Below are 21,497 nucleotides of genomic sequence, written 5' to 3' on the forward strand. Positions count from 1 at the left end.
TCGAGGGTGATGGTCGAGGTGTCGGCACGAGCACCCGGCCCGGCCACCCGGTCCAGCGCAGCCGGGCTGTCGGGCCGTGATTCCAGCCGGCAGGCGCCTGGCCCGGCCCGGAGCTTCGCAGCGAAGCACGCGGACCGGGCGGTGACACCAGATCACGGCGTCTGGAAGCGCAGGCAGGCGCGCACGTCGTTGATACTGACTATACCGTCGCGGTTGCAATCGCCGCTGTTGGGCAGGCCAGGCGGTGTCACACGCTGTCCGCGCTGGCGGAAGATCAGCATCAGATCCATCCGGTTCACCGCCGCATCGTCGCTCACATCGCAGATGGCGGTGCAGGTCGCAAAGAAGCCGAAGTCGTAGCCGGCGTATGGCGTCTCGTCCGCGGGATCGGGCTGGGCGGTCACGTCGTCCTCGCCCTGGAAGACGATGGCCTCGGTGCCGGCGGGGTCGTTGGAGTCCAGCAACGGATCGGTGCCCTGCCCGATCGGGCTCGGCTCATAGCCGAAGGGCGGGATGATGCTGATCTCATGCAGCGGTGTATCGCCGCCGGCGCCGGCTGTTCCGAGTCCGTTGAACTGCTCGTCGGCGAGCAGGTTTGCAAAGGAATAGAAGCCGTTCTCGTCGGTGCGGGTGAAGACGCTGACGACATCGCCGTTCGGGTAGGTCAAGGTCAGCTCCACCGGCACGTCGTCGGCGTCGGGCTCGCCCGGGTCCTGGATGCCGTTGTCGTTCATGTCCAGCCAGACGCGGTTGCCCACGGCGGCCAGGGTGCGGTAGTAGCCGAAGTCTGCGGTGTCATTGACCTGCCCGCCGCTGAGCGAGACGGCGTAGGGCGTCGCCTGGCTGTTGTCATTCGCGCCGGGGGTCGGCCCAGTGGAGTGCCAATAGCCGGACAGCAGCCCGTCATTGTCGGTGACCTGGACCAGGTAGTCGCCGTTCGGCAGGTTCGGGAAGCTGTAGCTGCCGTCGGCGTCGGTCGTGGTCTGGGCGACGATGGGGTCGTTACCGTCGATGACACCGTCGCCGTTCAGGTCGCTGTGGAGCACCACGGTAACCCCGTCGAAGCCGTTGCCGGTCTCGTCCGGGGTATCCCCGGCACCGTCGGTGAGCAGGCCGTCGGCATTATTGTCCGCCCAGATGGTGCCTTCGATCCGGTTCGCTACCGCCGGCTGATAGCCGAAGTCGGCGGCGCGGTCGACCGGACCGATCAGCGCCAGATCCCGCACCGACCGGCTGTCGCCATTGCCGTCCGGATCCACGGTGTTGGTCAGGTCCGCTCCGGCACCGGGCAGGGTGTCGGTGTCCACCCGGACCTGGTAGGTGGCGTCCGCATCCAGGTCGCCGAAGCCGTAGAAGCCGTTCTCGTCAGTGTAGGTGGTGGCCCGGATCACCAGGCCGCTGCCGTCGTAGAGGTCGACGCGCACGCCCTCCAGCCCCTCGCCCGGCTGATACTGTCCATCCGGCGGGCCGCCGGCACCGTCGCCGGTGTCCAGGAAGATGGTGTCGCCGATGTAGCCAACACCCGGCGCCGCACCGTTCGGGGCAAAGCCGAAGTCCTGATCCAGGTTGTCGCTGCCGGTCAAAGTCACCGTACTGCGGCGGTCCAGTGTGCCGTCCGGATCAGCGGTCTGGGCCTGCTCGCCGAGGACATTGGCGATGTCATCGACGAACACCTGATAGGTGTCGTCCGCCAGCCCCGGGAACAGGTACTCGCCGTTCTCGTCCGTGGTCGTGGTCGCGATCACCTGACCCAGGTCGGGATCAACTAGCGACACCGTCACGCCCGCGATGCCGGGCTCGTCGCCGTCCTGCAGGCCGTCACCGTCGACATCGAGCCAGATGCGATCACCGATGGCGCTGCCGCCGCCGGTCAACTGATAGCCGAAGTCGGCGTTGACGAAGACATCGCCGGGCGCCAGCGGGATCGGCAGGCTGGTGTTGTCGCCGTCGTTGTCCGGATCGCCGGTCGGCGCCGGGTCGAAGCCCGCCGGCGGCACCACCTCGATGACATAGCCGGCGGACGGCAGGTTGTCGAAGATGTAGTTGCCGCTCGCATCGGTGGTCGTGGTGCCCGTTGTGATGGTGTTGCCATCGGCGTCGGTGGCCGCGGTGTAGGGCGTGTCGTAGACGCCGTCGCCGTCCGGATCGTACAGGATGGTCACCGAGACGCCGCCGATGCCGGCCTCGCCTGGGTCCTGCACGCCGTCGCCGTCGGCATCGTTCCAGATGCGGTCGCCGATGGCACCGGTCGCGCCCTGCGGCGGATTGGTGCTGTCGGTGGGCGGCACCCAGTTGTAGCCGAAGTCCGCGGTGAGGTGCTCATCGCCGGCATCCACCGTGATGTTGTCGATCTGGTCCGGCGTGGCGGTGCCGTCCTCGTCGAAGGTCGGGTCGAGGCCGGCCGGCGGCACGACGGCCACCAGGTAGCTGCCGGGGTCAACTTCGAAGAGGTAGCCGCCGTCGGCGTCGGTCAACATGGTTGCGATGGGGGTATCGACGCCGGGGGTCTGGCCCGCCTCATACAGCTCCACCAGGGCATTGGCGATGCCGGCCTCGCCGGCGTCCTGCACGCCGTCGCCGTTCTCGTCCAGCCAGACGCGGTTGCCGATGACGGTGTTGCGCGCCGGGTCTGAGATCGGTGCCTGGGGCACCAGGATCGGCACCTGGGCCGAGGCCTCGGCCTCGCGATCGTCGATGTCCTGGATGGTCGCGATGTTCTGCATCAGCAGGCCCAGGCTGCCGCCGAGGGAATCCACGGTCACCAGGTAGGAGACGGTCTCGATCGCGCCGGGTGCCAGGGTGCCGATGTTGATCCGCAGCGGCGGGCCGAGGTCCAGCAGCACGCCCTGGCTGATGGCCAGGCTGTCCGGCAGGAAGGTGCCGCGCGTGGCGTCCAGGTCGTCGCTGAACTGCACATCCGTCGCCGCGATGCTGCCCGTGTTGCGCAGGGTCACCACGAAGCGCAGGGTTTCGCCGGGGTTGGCATAGCCGTCGCCGTTGGTGTCGCCGATCAGCTCCGCGCGTTTGTCCAGTGCCAGCACCGGCTCGCCGCTGTCGCCGGCGGCCAGCACCGGGAAGTCGGTGGGCTGCTCGCCGTTGGTCGGGTCGTCATCGCCATCGCTCAGGACCGGCTCGTCTAGCTCGCTGGCCTCGGTGGATGCCTGGTTGCTCACGGTGCCGGTGCCGTTGGCGGTGCCGACGATGGTGATGACTACCGTCCCGTTCGGCGCCAGGGTGCCGATGTCGTCGATGACGATGCTGTTGGTCGCGCTCGGCGCCGTGCCCTGGGTCGTCGTGATGGCAGTGACGTTCATGCCCGTCGGGCTCGGACCACTCGGGACCGTATCGCTGAAGCTCAGGTTGGTCAGGTCGCTGGCGCCGGTGTTGCGCAGCACGATCTGATAGGTGACCTCGTCGCCCTCGTTGATGGTGCCGGTGGGCGCGACGGTGTCGTTGGTCAGGGTCGCCGTCTTGGTGACGTAGAGCGCATTGGCCGTGGCCGGCCCGACCGGGATCTCGGTGGGCGACGGGCTGGGCTCGCGCACGCCGTCGTCGTCGGTGGGCGTCGGCACCGTCTGGTCCGAGACCACCGAGCCCTGGTTGGCAATGATGGTGCCGTCGGCGACGCCGCTGTTCACCGTCACGTCGAAGCCGATGGTGACGGTCGCGCCGGGTATCATGTCGCCGACGTTAACCACCAGCGGATCACCGCTGTCGTCGGGGCTGCCCTGGGTCGTGCTCAGGCTGCCGCCGACATAGGTGGTGTTGACCGGGATCGGGTCGGTGAAGACCACGTTCGTCGCGGTCACGTCCGGGCTCTGGCTCTCCAGCACGATGCTGTAGGACAGGGTGTCGCCGGGATCGACCTGGCCGTTGCTCTCCAAGTCGTTGGACAAGGTCACCGTCTTCACCGGATCGATGAAGGCGTCGGTGCTCGGGGTCACGTCGGACTCACTGGTGCTCTGGTAGTCGTTCAGCGTGTCGCTGCCGTCCAGCGGCCCCGTGCGCCCGCTGTCCTCTGCCCCGGTGGCGTCGGCCAGGCTGGCCCAGGTGAGGCTCGCGGTGTTGGTCACGGCCTGGTCGATGACCAGGTCACGCTCGGCAAGCGCCCGGAAGGTTACCTGCGTCTGTCCTGCGGCCGTGGTCAGGCTGCCCAGCGCGAAGGTGAGCTCCTGCCCGGTGCTGCTGTCGCCGCTGACGCTGCTCGGGGCCGGGCTCGCGGAGCCGTCCACATAGGTCAGGCCCGCCGGCAGGGTGTCCGCCACCACCAGGTCGAAGGCATCGGAGGCGCTGGCGCCGGTGTGGGCGATGCTCAGCGTGAACACCACCTCGGTGCCCAGGGCCACGCTGGTGCGGTCCGGGGTCTTGGTCAGCTCCAGCGCCGGCTCGACCACCGTCGCCTCCAGCGGCTGGATATCGGTTTCGCCGGCATCGGCGTCGAAGTCCACCCGCTGCGACTGGTCGTCGGCGTCGGTGTAGTTGACGTGGGTGAAGTTGCCGAGTGTGTCGCCGTTCTGGTTGGCGGCCAGGTTGTCCACCCGCACGCGGATATCGACGGTGATGACATCGTCATCGCCGACGCCGTTGGTCGGATTGGTGACGTCGCCGAGGTCGAAGGTCAGCGTTTCGCCGGTCAGGTTGGTCCCGTCCACCGTGGTCGGCTGATCGCTCACACCGATGGGGTTCTCGGTGCTCATGCCCGTGTTGCCGAGGCCGACCGTCGCCTCCAGGAAGCTGACGCCGGCCGGCAGCTCGTCGACGATGCTGACGGCACGGGTCACGCCCTCGATGATGCCGAGCGTCAAGCGGTACTCGAATTCCTCGCCGATGGTGTACTCGGTCTGCGCCGGATCGGGGTGGAAGGCCTTGTCCAGCGTCACCGGCACATCCACGGGGATGATCGGCGACAGGTCATCGGCGCTGTAGCTGCGCTGGTTCGGGTCATCGCCGCTGCGGCTGTCGTAGTCCGCCAGCACCTGGTTCTGGATGGTCTGGCCCTGCTGCACGTCGTTGGTGAGCGTCGCGCTGAAGGTGAGCGTCACCGAGCCACCCACCGGCAGGTCGAACGGGTCGCTGGTGAAGGCTTGGTCCCCGTCGGTGAAGCCCGCGAAGGTCGGCGTCGGCGCCCCGCCGCTGGTGTTGCTCACCTCCAGGCTCGTGATGTCCCGCAAGCCCGTCGGCAGCGTGTCGCTCAGCACCGTGTCGTAGGCGACGGTGGTGCCGTTGTTGGTCGCGACCACCTGGAAGTCCACCACGGAGCCGGCGTCCAGGTTCGTGGTCGGGCTGGTGATGGTCTTGGCGAGGTCGATGTCCGGCTCGCCCACCTGCACCTGCTCGGCGTCGGTCAGCTGCTCGTTGTTGGGGTTGTCGCGCAGCTTGAAGTCGAACTGAGCCGCGTTGTCGAGAACCTGGTTGTTCTCGTTGCCGGCGACGTCGGCGACGCGCGCCTGGTAGGTCAGCACCAGGGTGCGGGCCTCGGTGGTGTTGGCGTTGGTCAGCGTGCCGGCGTCGAGGGTCAGGGTCGTCTGGCCGGCGGACGGCGTGTCGTCCTCGACAGTGAAGCCGGTCAGGGGCTCGGTGGAGGTGATATCGCTGTCCTGCAGGGTCGCGCTGAAGGAGCTCGGCAGATAAACCAGCCCGGCGTCGAGTACATCGGTGACGACGCTGTTCTCCAGGACCACCTTGCCGAGGTCATCCACGTCCGGCGGCAAGGTGACGATCACGCGGTACTCGACCAGATCGCCGATGGCATAGCGTGCCTGGGCGTTGTCGAGGTCCTTGTCGAAGGCCACGGCCACGGCGCGCACCTGCGCTGTGTCGCTGTCGGCATAGCTGTTGGTGCCGCCGCTGCCGGTGCGCTCGCCGTCGCCTTCGCCGGGCTGGCCCGGGGTCGCGTCGTTGGTGCCCTGCTCGCCTGGCAGGCTGGTCCAGGTGAGGTTGGCGGTGTTGTTGAAGTATTCGCCCTCCACACCGTCGCCGGTGGCGATGACGGTGACGATCAGCTCCCCGCCCACCGGGAAGGTGCCGACGGTGACGTTCAGCTTATTGTCCGTGCTGGTGCTGCTGTCGGCGTTCAGGACGCCGCCGCTCGGGGTCAGCGCAATGCCGGCCGCGTCAATGCTGTCCCATTCGTCGAACAGGTCGGTCAGCACCACATCGTAGGCCGGAGCGCCATTGCCGTTGTCCGGATGGGTGATGGTCAGCGTGAAGGTGGTCTCGCCGTCCGGCAGGATCACGTCGGGATCGACGGTCTTGGCGATGACGAGCCCCGGCTCCAGCACCGTCAGGGTCTGGTTCACCGGCGTCAGGCTGGCCGGTTGATTCACGGCCGTCAGCCAGCGCAGCGTGCCCTGGTTCGTCAGTGTCGTTCCGACAAGATTGTCGGCCGCGTTCAGCACGACCGCCTGGTATTGCAGCGTGTAGGTCGCCGCGGCGCCGTCGGAGTTGATGACGTCGCCGAGCAGCAGGCTCAGGGTCTGGCCGTCCTGTTGCAGTTCGCTGCCGTCGATCAGATCGACGAAGACGTCGCTGGCGGCGGCGTTGATGTCGCCGGGGTTCTGCGCGGCGTTCAAGCCGGTGCTGAAGCTGCGGCTCAGCTTGGCGCTGCCGGGCAGATAGCCCAGGCCGGCGGGTAGGACGTCTTCGATCTGGGCCTCGCGCAGGGTGCCGGGCGGCACCTGCACGCCCACCTGGTAGGTGACCACCTCGCCGATGAGCACATCGGTGCCGGTGCTGGCGGCCTCGGAGGTCTCGACCAGGGACTTGGTCAGACCGCCGGGGGTGCCGACGCTCGGGTCGCCGTCCACCACCGGGGTCTGGGTCGGGTTGCGTCCGTCGGCGGGGTTGCCGTTGTCGTCACTCAGGACGTCAGCGAAGTTGTCGCCGCTGACGGTGCCCTGGTTCTCGATGAGGGTGCCGCCGGCGACGCCGCCGTCGATGCTCACCTGGAAGCGTACCGTTGCCACTTCGCCGGGCAGCAGGCTGCCGAGGTTGATGGCGATGGGGTCGGTGCCGGTGACCACGCCAATGTCGGTGGTCACGGAGCCGGGCACGATGGCGGTATTGGTCGGAATGACATCGCTCAAGCGCGCATCGACGGTTGCCGCCGAGCCGCTGTTGATCACGCTGATGACATAGCCGATGGTGTCGCCGGGGTTGGCGAGGCCGTTGCCATTGCCGTCCTCGGCCAGGCTCCAGCGCTTCTGCACGTCGAGCAGCGGTGCGCCGCTGCCGGTGGTGGCGTCGATCTCGGTGGGCTGGAAGCCGTCGCTCGGGTCGCCGTTGCCGTCGGTGTCGCCCGGCTGGGTCTGGTCGGAATCGGTAGCGCCTTGGTTTTCGAAGGTGTAGTCGGTCACGCCGCCGGGCAGCGGGTCATCGACCTCGACGTTGAAGACGAGGATCTCGAAGTCGCCGGCAGCGAGTGTAGGCACGGACCAGCTCAGCGACTGACCGTTGACGGTGGGCGTGCCGGCGGTCGCGTTGGCGCTGCCACCGGCATAGCTCAAGCCGGTCGGGATCGTGTCGGTGAGCAAGACGTTGGTCAGGTCCTGATCGCCGTTGTTGGTCAGCACCAGGGTGTAGCGCAGGGTGTCGCCGGGATTGACGACGCCGTTGCCCGCCACGTCGGTGAGCAGGACGACACGCTTCTCGGCGTAGAGCGGGCTCTGCACCGCCGGCTGCCCGCCCACCGGGATGTCGGTGGGCTCGAATCCGTTATCACGCACGCCGTCGGCGTCGGTCGGGGTCGGTACGGTCTGCTCGGAGTCCACCGAGCCCTGGTTGCTGATCACGGTCCCATCCGGGGTACCGCTGTCGACGGTGACCTGGAAGGTGATGGTGGCCGTGGCGCCGGCAGCGAGGTCGCCGATGTCCACTTGCAGATTCGGCGCGCCTGAGTCGTCCGCGGTGCCGACATCGCTGGTCAGCGAGCCGCCGACATAGGTGGTGTTGGCGGGGACCGGGTCGGTGAAGACTACGCCCGTGGCGTCGGCGCCCTCGTTGGTCAGCTCGATGGTGTATTCCAGCGTGTCGCCGGGGTCGACCTGCCCGCTGGTGCCGCCGTCGACGACCAAGGCCACGGTCTTGACCGGGTACAGGAAGGCAGGAGTGGTCGGCGTGACGTTGGTCTGGCTGGTGCTCTCGTAGTCGTTCAGCGTATCGCTGCCGTCCAGCGGCCCGGTGCGCCCGCTGTCCGCCGCCCCAGTGGCCCCAGACTGGCTGGCCCAGGTCAGGCTCGCGGCGTTGGTCACGGCTTGGTCGATGACCAAGTCCCGCTCGGCAAGCGCCCGGAAGGTCACCTCGGTTTGGCCGGCGGCCTCGGTCAGGCTGCCGAGCTCGAAGGTGAGCTCCTGCCCGGTGCTGCTGTCGCCGGTGACGCTGCTTGGGGCCGTACTCGCGGAGCCGTCCACATAGGTCAGGCCCGCCGGCAGACTGTCCACCGCCACCAGCTCAAAGGCATCCGCACCGCTATCCACGGTGTGGTCGATGCTCAGCGTGAACAGCACCTCGGTGCCCAGCGCCACGCTGGCGCGATCGGCGGTCTTCTGGAGCTCGAGCGCAGGCTCGACCAGGGTCGCGTCCAGCGGCTGGATACCGGGTGTGCCGGCATCGGCGTCGAAGTCCACCCGCTGCGCGTCGTCCTGGCCGTCGGTGTAGTCGACATGGGCGTTGTTGCCCAGGACGGTGCCGGAGACGTTCGCGGCGATGTTGTCCACCCGCACGCGGATGTCGATGGTGATGACGTCGTCGTCGGCGACGCCGTTGGTCGGGTTGGTGATGTCGCCGAGGCTGAAGGTCAGCACCTGGCCAGTGACGTCCGTCGGCTGACTGGCCGGGTTGCCGATGATGATGCCGGTGTTGCCGAGGCCGACCGAGGCGCTCAGGTAGGTCACCCCGTCCGGCAGCGTGTCGACGACGCTGACCGCGCGGGTCACGCCCTCGATGATGCCCAGCGTCAGGCGGTACTCGAATTCTTCGCCGATGGTGTATTCGGTCGTTCCCGCGTCGGGATGGAAGGCCTTGTCGAGCGTCACCTCCGCGTTGACGGTGATCACCGGCGAGAGGTCGTCGGCGCTGTAGGTGCGCTGGTTCGGGTCATCGCCAGTGCGACTGTCGTAGGCGGCCAGCACCTGGTTCTGGATGGTCTGGCCCTGCTGCACGTCGTCGGTCAGGGTGGCGTCGAAGGTGATGGTCACCGAGCCGCCCACCGGCAGGTCGAAGGCGTCGCTGGCGAACGATTGGTCGCCCTCGGTGAAGGTGCTGAAGGTCGGCGTGGCCGCCCCGCCGCTGGTCGCCGTCACCTGCAGGTTGACAATGTCGCGCAGCCCCGTCGGCAGCGTGTCGCCGAGCACCGTGTCGTAGGCGACGGTGGTGCCGCCGTTGCTGGCGACCACCTGGAAGCTCACCGTCGAGCCCGCGTCCAGATTGGTGGTCGGGCTGGTGATGGTCTTGACCAGCGTGATGTCCGGCTCGCCCACCTGCACCTGCTCGGCGTCGCTCAGTTGCTCGGCGCTCGGATTGCCCTGCACCTGGAAGTCGAACGTCGCGGCGTTGTCGAGTGTGTGATTGGCGATGTTGCCCGGCACGTCGGCGACGCGCGCGCGGTAGGTCAGCACCAGGGTGCGGGCCTCGGTGGTGTTGGTGTTGGTCAGCGTGCCGGCGTCGAGCGTCAGGGTCGTCTCCCCGGGCTCCGGCGTATCCGCGGATACCGTGAAGTCCGTCGGCAGCGCCGGGTCCGCGGTGATGTCGCTATCCTGAAGCGTCGCGTCCAGGGAGCCGGTCACATACACCAGCCCGGCGTCGAGCACGTCGGTGACAACGCTGTTCTCCAGGACCACTTTGTCCAAGTCATCCAGGTCCGGCGGCAGCGTGACGGTGACGCGGTACTCGACCTCGTCGCCGATGGCATAGCGCGTCTGGGCGTTGTCCAGGTCCTTGACGAAGTTCACGTCCACGACTCGCACCCGCTCGGTGGCGCTGTCGGCGTAGTTGTTGGGGGCAACGCCACTGCCTGTGCGCTCGCCGTCGGCCTCGCCCGGGGCGCCCGGGGTGGCGTCGTTGGTGCCTTGATCGCCCGGCAGGCTGGTCCAGGTGAGGTTGGCGGTGTTGTCGACGAAGTCGTCACGCACACCGTTGTCGGTGGCCTCCACCGTGATGACGAGCTGGCCGTCCACCGGGAAGGTGCCGACGCTGACGTTCAGCTCGCTGGTGGTGCTGGCGCTGGTGTCGACAGCGCTCACACCGCCGCTGGGTGCGGTGGTGATACTGCTCGGGTCGATGCTGTCCCAGTTATCGAACAGGTCGGTCAGCTGGACGTCGTAGGCGGTGGCACGATTGCCGCCGCTCGGATGCGTCAGGGTCAGCGTGAAGGTGGTCGTACCCTCGGGCACGATCACACTAGGATCGGCGGTCTTGGCGATGACGAGCCCCGGCTCCAGCACCGTCAGGGTCTGAGTCACCGGCGTCAGGCTGGCCGGTTGATTCAAGGCCGTCAGCCAGCGCAGCGTGGCGGCGTTCGCCAGTGTGGTGCCGGCGACGTTGGCGTCGGCGTTGAGCACGACGGCCTGATATTGCAGCGTGTAGGTGGCGGCCGTGGCGTCGGAGTTGATGACATCGCCGAGCAGCAGGCTCAGGGTCTGGCCGTCCTGTTGCAGTTCGCTGCCGTCGATCAGATCCACGAACACGTCGCTGGCGGCGGCGTTGATGTCGCCGGGGTTCTGCGCCGCGTTGAGGCCGGTCGTGAAGGTGCGGCTGAGCTTGGCGCTGCCGGGCAGGTAGCCCAGGCCGGCGGGTAGGACGTCTTCGATCTGGGCCTCGCGCAGGGTGCCGGGCGGCACCTGCACGCCCACCTGGTAGGTCACCACCTCGCCGATGAGCACATCGGTGCCGGTGCTGGCGGCCTCGGAGGTCTCGTCCAGGGTCTTGGTCAGACCGCCGGGGGTACCGACACTCGGGTCGCCGTCCACCACCGGGGTCTGGGTCGGGTTGCGTCCGTCGGCGGGGTTGCCGTTGTCGTCACTCAGGACGTCAGCGAAGTTGGCGCCGCTGACGGTGCCTTGGTTCTCGATGAGGGTGCCGCCGGCGACACCGCCGTCGATGGTGACCTGGAAGCGTACCGTTGCCACTTCGCCGGGCAGCAGGCTGCCGAGGTTGATGGCGATGGGGTCGGTGCCGGTGACCACGCCGATGTCGGTGGTCACGGAGCCGGGCACGATGGCGGTATTAGCCGGGATGACATCGCTCAAGCGCGCATCGACGGTTGCCGCCGAGCCGCTGTTGATCACGCTGATGACATAGCCGATGGTGTCGCCGGGGTTGGCGAGGCCGTTGCCATTGCCGTCCTCGGCCAGGCTCCAGCGCTTCTGCACGTCGAGCAGCGGTGCGCCGCTGCCGGTGGTGGCGTCGATCTCGGTGGACTGGAAGCCGTCGCTCGGGTCGCCGTTGCCGTCGGTGTCGCCCGGCTGGGTCTGGTCGGAGTCGGTGGCGCCTTGGTTTTCGAAGGTGTAGTCGGTCACGCCGCCGGGCAGCGGGCTGTCCACCGCAACGTTGAAGACCAGGAATTCGAAATCCCCGGCGGCCAGCGGCGACAGCGTCCAGTCCAGCGACTGGCCGCTGATGTCGGCGCTGCCGGCGGTCGCACTGGCAGTGCCGGCGACATAGGTCAGGCCGGTCGGGATGGTGTCGGTCAGCGAGACGTTGGTCAGCGACTCATCGCCGTTGTTGGTCAGCACCAGGGTGTAGCGCAGGGTGTCGCCGGGATTGACAACGCCATTGCCCGCCACGTCGGTGAGCAGGACGACACGCTTCTCGGCGTAGAGCGGGCTCTGCACCGCCGGCTGCCCGCCCACCGGGATGTCGGTGGGCTCGAAGCCGTTGTCGCGCACGCCGTCCGCATCGGTGGGCGTCGGCACGGTCTGCTCGGAGTCCACCGAGCCCTGGTTGCTGAGCACGGTCCCATCCGGGGTACCGACGTCGACGGTGACCTGGAAGGTGATGGTGGCCGTGGCGCCGGCGGCGAGGTCGCCGATGTCAATGGTCAGCGTGTTGCTCGCGAAGGTCCCGGCCGGACTCCCGTCCAGCGTCGCGCTGTTGGCGACATAGGTGGTGTTCGCCGGCATCGGGTCGGTGAAGACCACGCCAGTGGCGTCGGCGCCCTCGTTGCTCAGCGCGATGGTGTATTCCAGCGTGTCGCCGGGGTCGACCTGCCCGCTGGTGCCGCCGTCGACGACCAAGGCCACGGTCTTGACCGGGTACAGGAAGGCGGTGGTCGCCGGTGTTACGTCGGCGGTGGTGTCGAAGACGTAGTCGTTGAGCCCGCCCGCGCCGTCGTTGCCGGTGCGGCCGCTATCCGGCGCGCCGGTGGCGTCCGCGGTGCTGGCGAAGGTGCCGTCGATGACATTCTGCAGCGCACTGCCGACCACGGCGTCGAGATCGACCTCGGCGCGGTAGCTGAAGGTCTTGGTGTCGCCGTTCGCGAGCTGGCCGAGGGTGAAGACCGGTGCGGCGGGATCGCTCTCATCGACGCTCGCCTGACCCGTCGTCGAGCCGGTCTGGTAGGTCAAGCCGGTCGGGATCAGGTCGGTCAGCTCGACCTGGTAGGCGTCGGCGGTGCTCGCCGCCGTGTGGCTGACCTCGACGGTGTAGGTGACCTGGTTGCCGAGGGCCGGCACGGTGGTATCCGGCGTCTTGGTGACTTGCAGCACCGGCTCGGCGACGGTGACATCCAGGGAATCGGACGCGGTGCCGATGTCGCTGGTGACCTCGGCGCCGTTGGTGAGGTCCACGCCGTTCTGGTTGGACGCAATGTTGTCGACCCGTGCCCTGAGCTGGAGGGTCAGGGACTTGTCAGCCACCGCGGGCGCGATGGTCACGTTGCCGAGATCCACGGTCACGGTGCCGGTGGGGTTCTCCACCGCCGTGCCGGCGCCGTCGTAGCTGATGCCCGACTCGGCATTGATGCCGACCAGCTCGAGGAACTGAAGACCGTCCGGGAGCGTATCGGTGACCACGACGTTGTTGGTCACGCCCGCCAGCAGCGAGACCTTCACATCGAACAGCACCTCTTCGCCGATGGCGAAGTTGGCATCCGGCTGGCCCGTGGTCAGGGTCTTTTGCAGCGCGATGTTGGCATCCAGCGTCAGGTCGCGGCTGGTGGTTTGGCCGTAGTTGTTGAGCTGGGTGTCGTCGGTGTCGTCCAGCACATCGCTGCCGTTGCGGCCGTCGCTGCCGAACGGGAGGCTGTTGTAAGCGGCTTCGACATTGTTGGTCAGGATCGCGCCGGTCACCGCGCCATCGACGACGGTGGCGGTATAGGTGATGGTCAGGGTCGTATTCGGCGGCAGGTCGAAGAGCGGCCAGGCCAGGGTATCGCTCGCCGTCGTCTGATCGGCATCGGCGGCCGTCAGCGGATCTCCGCCATCGCTCTTGACGACGGCGTCGCTGTCGTTGTCCACAGCAACATTGGCGAAGTACGGACCAGCGCCGCCGTTGGCCCCCAGCAGGTCGGCCGGGAGCACATCGGTCAGGTCCGTCTGGTATGCGGTCGCAAAGCCGTCGGTGTTGCTGACGGTGAGCTGATAACTGACCTCGTCGCCCGCGACCGCCGGCGTACCGTCGGTGATGGTTTTGCTGAGCGCCAGCGCCGGCTCGCGTACCGTGATGGTCGCATCGTCCGCCGGGAAGGGCTGGCTTGCGCCGCTGTAGATCAGGGTCGCGGTGTTGACCAGCTGGGCGTTGCGCTGGTTGCCGATGACGTTCTCGACCTCGACCTCGTAGCTGATCACGATGTCTTGGCTGGTGGCCGCGCTGTTCTGCACGGTGCCGAAGTTGAACACCAGCGGATCGGTGTCCGCACCCGGCTCCGTCGGCGGGCTGTTGGTGGTCGAGAAATCGCTCGCTGGCAGATCGATCGTGATCGGCGTGCCGGTGTAGCGCAGCCCGTCGGGCAGCTCGTCGGTGATGACGAAGTTGTCGGTCTGCCCCACCGGCACCGAGACGGTGATGGTCTGGGTGGTGGTGGCGCCGATCTGTAGCGCATCCTGGCCGACGGTCTTGGTGACGCTCGGGCGGTTCGCGGTCAGGGTCGCGTTGTCGGTGGCGCTGAGGTCGTTGACCGCCTGGCCGCTGGTGTTGTTCTGGCCGGAGCCGGTGCGCTCGCCGGTGTCGCTGTCCGGGGCGCCCGGGGTCGCATCGCCGGTGCCGTTGCTGCCCGGCAGGCTGGTGCCTTGCAGCTCGGCGGTGTTGGTGACCGTTTCCTCGAAGTCGATGGCCGGGTCGAGGGTCGCGGTATAGGTCAGCGTGATGTTCTCGCCCGGCCCGAGGTAGCGCTGGTCGGCGGCTAGGCAGTCCATGGTCAGGGTCAGCGTCTGGCCGACGAAGCCGCCGCAGCTCGTGACATCGACATTGCCGCGGCTCAGCTCCGCGTCCGTGAGCATGGGGCTCTGATAACGCGCCGGCAGGGTATCGGTGACCACGGCATCCCACAGACGGGTGCGATTGCTGCCGGTCGCGGCGCTGGCCACCACGGTGAAGGTGACGGTATCGCCGCCGCTGGCGGTGGTCGGGGAGGCGGACTTGGTGGTCGCGGGCAGCGGCTCGACGACGGTCGTCTGCTGGGTGTCTGTCTGCGACTGAGTCGTGTCGTCGCGATTGACGTAGTTGAGCGTCGCGGTGTTGGTTTTGCTGTCGTTGTGGTTGTTGTCCGACGTGTTCAGCACCAGGGCATCGAAGAGAATGACCACCTGTGCCGGCGCCGTGCCGGTGTTCGACACCGTGCCGACATCGAAGCCCAGATCCTGGCCGGCGACCGATGGGGCGACCGCGGTCGGGCTGGTCGGCACCGCGCCGAAGTCGGCGGTGACAACACCGTCGGCGGAGGCCTGGATGCTCGCCGTGCCGGTCAGGAACTGCTGCCCGGCCGGCAGGGCGTCGGCGAAGATCGCGGCGTCGAGGGGGCTCACGATCTCGCCGACCGGGACGGTATAGCTCAGGCGATAGGTGACGACCTCGCCGATGGCGAGCTGGGAGCCCGTCGTCCAGCTCTCGGAGCTGGTGTCGATCACCTTAGAGACAGCGCCGACGCCGGTACTGACGGTCGCGGTGTTGGAGTCGGCCTGGGGCGTCTCCCGCCCGTTGGTGCCGCCGTCCTGGCTGTTGCCGACGGCGCTCGCCGCGTTGCTGTAGGTCCAGCCGGTGCGGATGTCCGGGCCGACTGTCGCGGTGAAGGTGAAGATGACCTGGCCGCCGTTCGCGGCCAGGCTCACGCCGTCCTTGGCGGTGTAGGTGACGGTGCCGGTACCCTCGACATAGGCGAAGTCGAAGTCGTCGGCGCCGGTGCCGGTGCTGGTGTCGCTGATGCCGGCCGCGGCGAGGTCGAACAGGTCGTTGTCGGTGCCGTCGTTCAGGATGTCCGCGACCACGACATCGAAGGCCGGGACATTGCCACTGTTGGTGACGGTCAGGGTGATGGTGACCTCATCGCCCGCCGTCAGGTCGGTGTCGGGCGAGATCGCCTTGACGATGCCGAGCGCCGGCTCGCCCACCGTGACGGTGGCGTCGTCGTCCCAGGTGCTCGTGGTATCGGCGCTTCCGACGGTGGCCGTGTTGGTCAGGTCGGTGCCCGCGACGTTGCCCGGGATGTCCTCGACCCGCAGCCTGTAGCCGATGGTGAAGGTCTGCGCCTCGCCGCTGGCATTGGTGACCGTGCCCAGGTTCGCCGTCAGGTTGCTGCCATCGACGATGAAGTCCGACGGCAAGGGGCCGGCATAGTCCAGGTCCGGGCTCTGGGTCAGCACATAGCTGCCGGTCAGATACTCCAGCCCATCCGGCAGCGCATCGGTCAGCGTCAGGTCCTGCACGACGAACGGGTTCAGGGTGTCGATCCCGGCCGGCACCGTGATGCTGACGGTGTAGGTCACCTCATCGCCGATGGCGTAGGGCCCGGTGCCGCTGTCCACCGCCTTGGCGATGCCGAGGGGGCTGACCTTGAGCCTTGCGCTGGTGGCGACGGCGTTGTTGCCGAAGCCGGTCTGCAGCGCGCCGGCCTCGATGCTGTTCAGGTGCCCGCTCTCCGAGGGCGCGCTCGAGGTCACGTCCACCGAGATGGAGCAGCCGCCGGCCGGGATGGGCGCGCCGGACTGGACGGTGACGGTGCTGCCGCCCGCGCTCGCCGACACCGAGCCGGCGCTGCAGCCGGTGGTCGCCTGGATGTTGGGGTTATCCGCAACCACAACGCCGGACGGCAGCGTGTCCACCAGGTCCGCCGTCAGCGTGGTGCCGGCCAGATTGCCGTTGCCGAAGGACAGAGTCAGGGTGGAGGTGCCGCCGACGACGATGCCGGACGGCGAAAAGTACTTGCTGAGGCTCGGCGGCTGCGGCGGATTAACGAACAGGCTGGCCGTGGCCTCGGCGCCGTTGTTGCCGACGCTGGTCTGGAGGTCACCGGCCGCGATGGTGTTGACGTAGGGGGAGGCGGTGCTGTCGCTCGCCGTGACATCCAGGGCGATGGTGCAGCCGCCGGACGGGATCTCCGCCCCGTTGGCGTACGTAATGGTGCTGCTGCCGGCGCTCGCCGTGACGCTGCTCAGGGTGCAGGTGCCGCCGAGGTCGACCGGGTCGGCGACAGTGACACCGGCCGGCAGGGTGTCGACGAAGTCCGCGCTTAGCGTCATCGCGGCGTTGTTGGCGTTGCCGAGGCCGATGGTCAGGCGGGCGACATCACCGGGGTTGATGGTATTGGGCGCGAAGGCCTTCTCCACCGTCGGCGGCGTCGGTGTGGTCACCACGAGCCCGGCGCTGGCGGGGTCGCCGTTGGCGCCGCCGTCGGTGTCCAGGGCGCCGGCGGGGATGGTGTTCGTGTAGCTGCCGCCGGTATCGGACGTCACCGCGACGGTAATGGTGCAGCCACCGGCCGGGATCTGCGCACCGCTGGCGTAGGTGATGCTGTCGCCGCCGACGGGCGCCGTGACGCTGCCCGAGCAACTGCCGCCGATGTCGGCCGGATCGGCAACGGCGACGCCGCTCGGCAGGGTGTCGATGAAGTCCGCGATGAGCGTCAGCGGGCTGGCGTTCGGGTTGCCCAGGCTCAGGGTGAGCGTGGCCGTGTCAGCGGCCGCGATGGTCCCCGGGCTGAAGGACTTGCCCACCGTCGGCGGCACCAACGGATCGGTCTGCGAGACCGCCAGGCTGGCGGTCACCGGGGCCTGGTTGCTACCGGTGGTGGTCTGCAATTGGCCGGCGGCGATGACATTCTCGTACAGCCCTTCCTCGCTGGCCGTGACGTCGACGGTGACGGTGCAGCTGCCCCCGGCCGGGATCTCCGCGCCGGTGTCCAGGGTCACGCTGATGCCGCCGGCGGCGGCGGTGACCGCCCCGTTGCCGCAGTTGGTGCCGGCGTTCGGCTGGGCGGCGACGAACAGGTTGCCGGGCAGCGCATCGATCAGCGGCTCGGTGAGACTGATGGCCGCGGCGTTGGGGTTGGTCAGGGTGATGGTGAGGGTAGCGGTCGCGTCCGGTGCGATGCCGACCGGCGCAAAGGCCTTGGCAATGGCGGGCGGTGCGCCGACCCCCATGGTTGCCTGCGCGGTGCCGGTATTGGTCAGACCCTGGTCGCTCAGGAGCGTCGCGGCGTCGATGAAGTTGGTGTACTCGCCCGGGTCATTGCCCACGACGTCGGCCGAGAAGGTGCAGCTGCTCTCTGTTGCCAGGGTGGCGTCGATCAGCTCCAGCGTGGCCTCTCCGGGGCTGGCAACGATCTGACCATTGCTACAGGTCGTGGCCGCATTCGTTGGGCTGGCAATGGCCAGGCCCGCCGGCAGCGTGTCGGTCAGCGCCACGCCGGTGAGGGCCAGCGTGGGGTCGTTGTTGTTGATGGTGACGGTGAGGCGGTTCGGCTCGCCGGGGTTGCGGAACGCCGCAGCGAAGGCCTTGGCGATGGTCGGACTCTCGACAACGTTGAGGGTCGATTGCGTCGGCGACTCATTGAGCACGCCCTGATCGCTGACGACACCCCGCTCCGGAATGATGTTGGTGTAGGCGCCGAGGGCGTCTGCCCGGACATCCAGCTCGATCAGGCAATTGCTGCCGGGCGGAACAGTCGCTTGGGAGACCGTGATCACGCCGTGCTCGGCAGCGTTGGAAGTATCGATGACCGGAGCACTTCCGGGCCCACTGCCGGCGCAGGTGGTGGCGGGATTCGCCGCAGCGGCGATGAACAGGCCGTCGGGCAATTCGTCGGTGAAGCTCACACCCGTCAGCTCACGCGGGGTGGCGGAGTTCGGGTCCAGGGTGCTGATGAGGCGGATGCGCAGCCGCGCTGTCTGCCCGGTACCGATCACATCCGGCGAAAAGCCCTTGGTGACGCCGAGGCCCTGCAGGGTGGACAGCGTGGCCACCGTGCCTTCCGGGTTGGTGTAGCCCTGATCCGTGACAACGGCACCGGCGGCGATGCTGTTGGTCAGGTTGAGGAAGCTCACCGAGGTGGTGGTCACGAAGACCTGGCAGGTTGCGTCCGGCGGAATTCGGGCGCCGGACAGGACCACCTTGTTGTCGCCCGGGATCGCCGTGACCTGTCCGCCCGGGCAGTTGGTGCTGGCATCGGGCACCGAGTAGACCTCGATGCCGAACGGGAAGGTATCGGTGAGGCCCACCCCCTCCATGGTAATGGCCGAGGGGTTGATCAGGTCGATGCGCAGCAGCGAGGGCACACCGCCGGTGACGATGACCGGGTCAAAGGATTTGTTGACGCTCAGCTCTGCCGTCGCCTGCGCCAACGTTGCGCTTATGGCACTCGTGCTGACCGGCCCCTCGGCACTCGTGATGTTGCCGGCGGGGATGGTGTTGCTCCAGGGTCCGGTGCCGCTGGTGCGAACATCGAAGAAGAAATCGCAACTGCCGCCGGCCGGCAGGGTCGCCCCGAGCAATTCGGCACTGGCAGCGCCGGGATTGGCGACCAGGCTCGGCGAGCCGGCGCAGTTGGTGCTGGCGTTGGCCGGGTTGGCAACGGTCAGTCCGGCGTCGAGCGGATCGGTCACCGAGACATTGGTGAGCACGCCATTGAAGCCGTTGAGCAGCGTGACCTTGACCCGCGCCTTACCGCCGGGCACCACCGCAGTCGGGGTGAAGCCCTTGGTCCCGGACAGACCGGTGTCGATACCGAGGGTCGCTGTCACATTCGCCGGGATCGAGCCCGCTGACGAGCTGAAATCGCTCGGCGTGATGACGTTTTGGTAGTTGCCCACCAGGGTACCGGTGACCTGCGCCGTGATCGCACAGTCGCTGGACTCCTGCGCATCCGGCCGCGGCGCAACGCTGCCCCCGGTCAGGATCAGCTCACCCGTATTCGGAAAGGCTTGGAGCGTCCCGCCGCAGGTGTTGGTGACGGCCGGATTCGCGGCCAGCGTGACCCCTGCCGGCAGGGTATCGGTGAGGTCCACATCCGTGAGCTGCTCCACCACCCGATTACGGATGCGGATGGTGAGGGTGGACTGTCCCCCCTGCGGGATGCTGGCCGGGCTGAAGGACTTATTGACGGCGACGGAATTGACACTGAGGGTATTGACGGCCGGGCTTGGGCCGGTGTTGCAGATCTGCTCCCCGTCGACATCCTCCCCGCAGATGCCGCCCTGCGGGATCTGGTTGGTGAAAGTCAGCCCGTTCGGTGCATCCGCCGGCAGGCGTGCATCGAAGACGACGGTGCAGACCCCCGGATCGAGGCCGCTACCGGCGACGATAGTGCCGCCGGACCAACTGAGCTGGGTTTCGCCGTCCGCGCCGGTGAAGGTGCCGCCCTGGCAGCCGACACTGCTGACGGGATTGCTCCCGCGCAGCACCATCTGGTTGCCGCCATCGGCCGGCAGGTCGTCCACGAAGCTGACATTGTCGACGGGCCCGCTGGACCAGTTGCGGATGGTCACCGTGAAGCGCGTCCACTGCCCCGGGGCGACATTGCTGAGCGAGACCGACTTGTCCACCGTCAACTCTGCATTGACGGTGACACTGGCGCTGGCGGCGGGGCTCGGCAAGTTGCCGGGATTCTGGACCGCATCTGCCGGGATGGCGTTGGTGTGCTCGCCGTCGACCAGTGAGGTGACATAGGCGCTGATGGTGCAAGTACCGCCGGGGCCGGCGATGGCGCCGGTGAGCGTCAGGGCCGTGTCTTCGGTATCCGCCATGTAGCCCAGGCTGCCGTTGACCGCCCCGGACCCGGTACAGGTGACCGTCGGGTTGGCGGGCGCCGCCGGGCTGCTCAGGGTGTCGCGGATCAGCAGCGTGGTGCCGGTCAGGTCATCGGTGAAGCTGGTGATGTCGAGCGGCGCGGTCAGGCTGTTGTTGGCGATGCCGATGGTCATCGGCACCGGCTGTCCGGCCGGAATCAGGTCTGCACCTAAGGACTTGCTGACACCGATGGGCGTTGTCGCCGTCAGGTCGGCGGAGAAGGCCGGGCTCGTGAGGCCGCGGGTATTACCGATGGCGCCCTCGGCCAGGCTGTTGGTCAAGCTGCCGACGGCCTCGGCGACAATATCGACGCCGATGGTGCAGCTGCCTCCTTCGCCGATGGTGCCGCCGGTGAGCGTGATGCTGTCACCGCCGACGCCGGCTGCAAGACTGCCGTCCACCGCGCCGGGGCCGCTGCAACTGCTGCTGGCGTCAGCCGGGTCGGCGATCACCATGCCGGTGGGCAAGGTGTCGGTAAAGCTGGTGAGCGGGATGCTCGCGCCCGGGTTTGGGTTGCTCAGCGTGATGCTCAGCCGGGTCGCATCGCCGGCGATGGCCGGGGACGGCGTGAAGGACTTGCCGCCCGTGGGCGGCTGCAAGCCGCTGACCGACAGCGTCGCGTTGGCGTCGGTGCTGTTGAACACCGGCGTGCCGCTCTCCAGCGCCCGGTAACCGGCGGTGCTCGCATCCGGCGTGCTATTGGCCGGGATGTTGGCGACGTGATTGCCCGGCGTGACCGAGCGCACGCCCAGCTCGAACTCGCAAATACCGTCGACGGCGCCGGTGCTGGCCGGGATGGTGCCGGCGGTGAGATAGACCCGGCTTGTGCCCGGCGCGGCGGCGCTCACCGTGAAGCCGCAGCTGTTGGTGCCGATCGACTGCGGGTCGGCGATGACGATGGCCGACGGCAACAGTACCGTCACCGCAGCGTCGGTCAGCGCGACCTGGGCGTCGTTGGCGACGGTGATGCGATAACTGGAGGCGTCGCCCTGGTCTATGGTCGCCGGGCTGAACCCATGGTTGATGGTGGTGGTGGCCGCAGCGGCGCCGGAGAGCACCCACAGCAGGCCGAAGAGCCAAAGACGGTGTGGTCTCGGTCGGGCGGGGAGCGGCGGCTCGGCGAGGGAGGGGGCCTCTACCCGCGGTGTCAGGGGAGTCCCGGAGGGAGCCCCGGGGGGAGCCAGGAGGGGAGCCAGGGACAGCCGCCAAAGGGCGACGACAACCGCACGAGCCCGTTGAGACATGATGATCTCGCCTATGCCGTGGTGCGAGCTTGTCGCCCGCTT

The 21,497-nt window shown here is 68.1% G+C and carries 1 protein-coding gene; it reads right to left on the reverse strand.

The annotated features are described in order from the left end of the window. Nucleotides 1-152 precede the first annotated feature (152 nt). On the reverse strand, nucleotides 153-21,269 hold the full coding sequence (locus tag CKO31_RS03375; RefSeq protein WP_200234076.1) for a DUF7933 domain-containing protein: 21,117 nt from the start codon (nucleotides 21,267-21,269) through the stop codon (nucleotides 153-155). Between the last annotated feature and the right edge of the window lie 228 nt (nucleotides 21,270-21,497).

Source organism: Thiohalocapsa halophila, assembly GCF_016583825.1.
Lineage (GTDB): Bacteria > Pseudomonadota > Gammaproteobacteria > Chromatiales > Chromatiaceae > Thiohalocapsa > Thiohalocapsa halophila.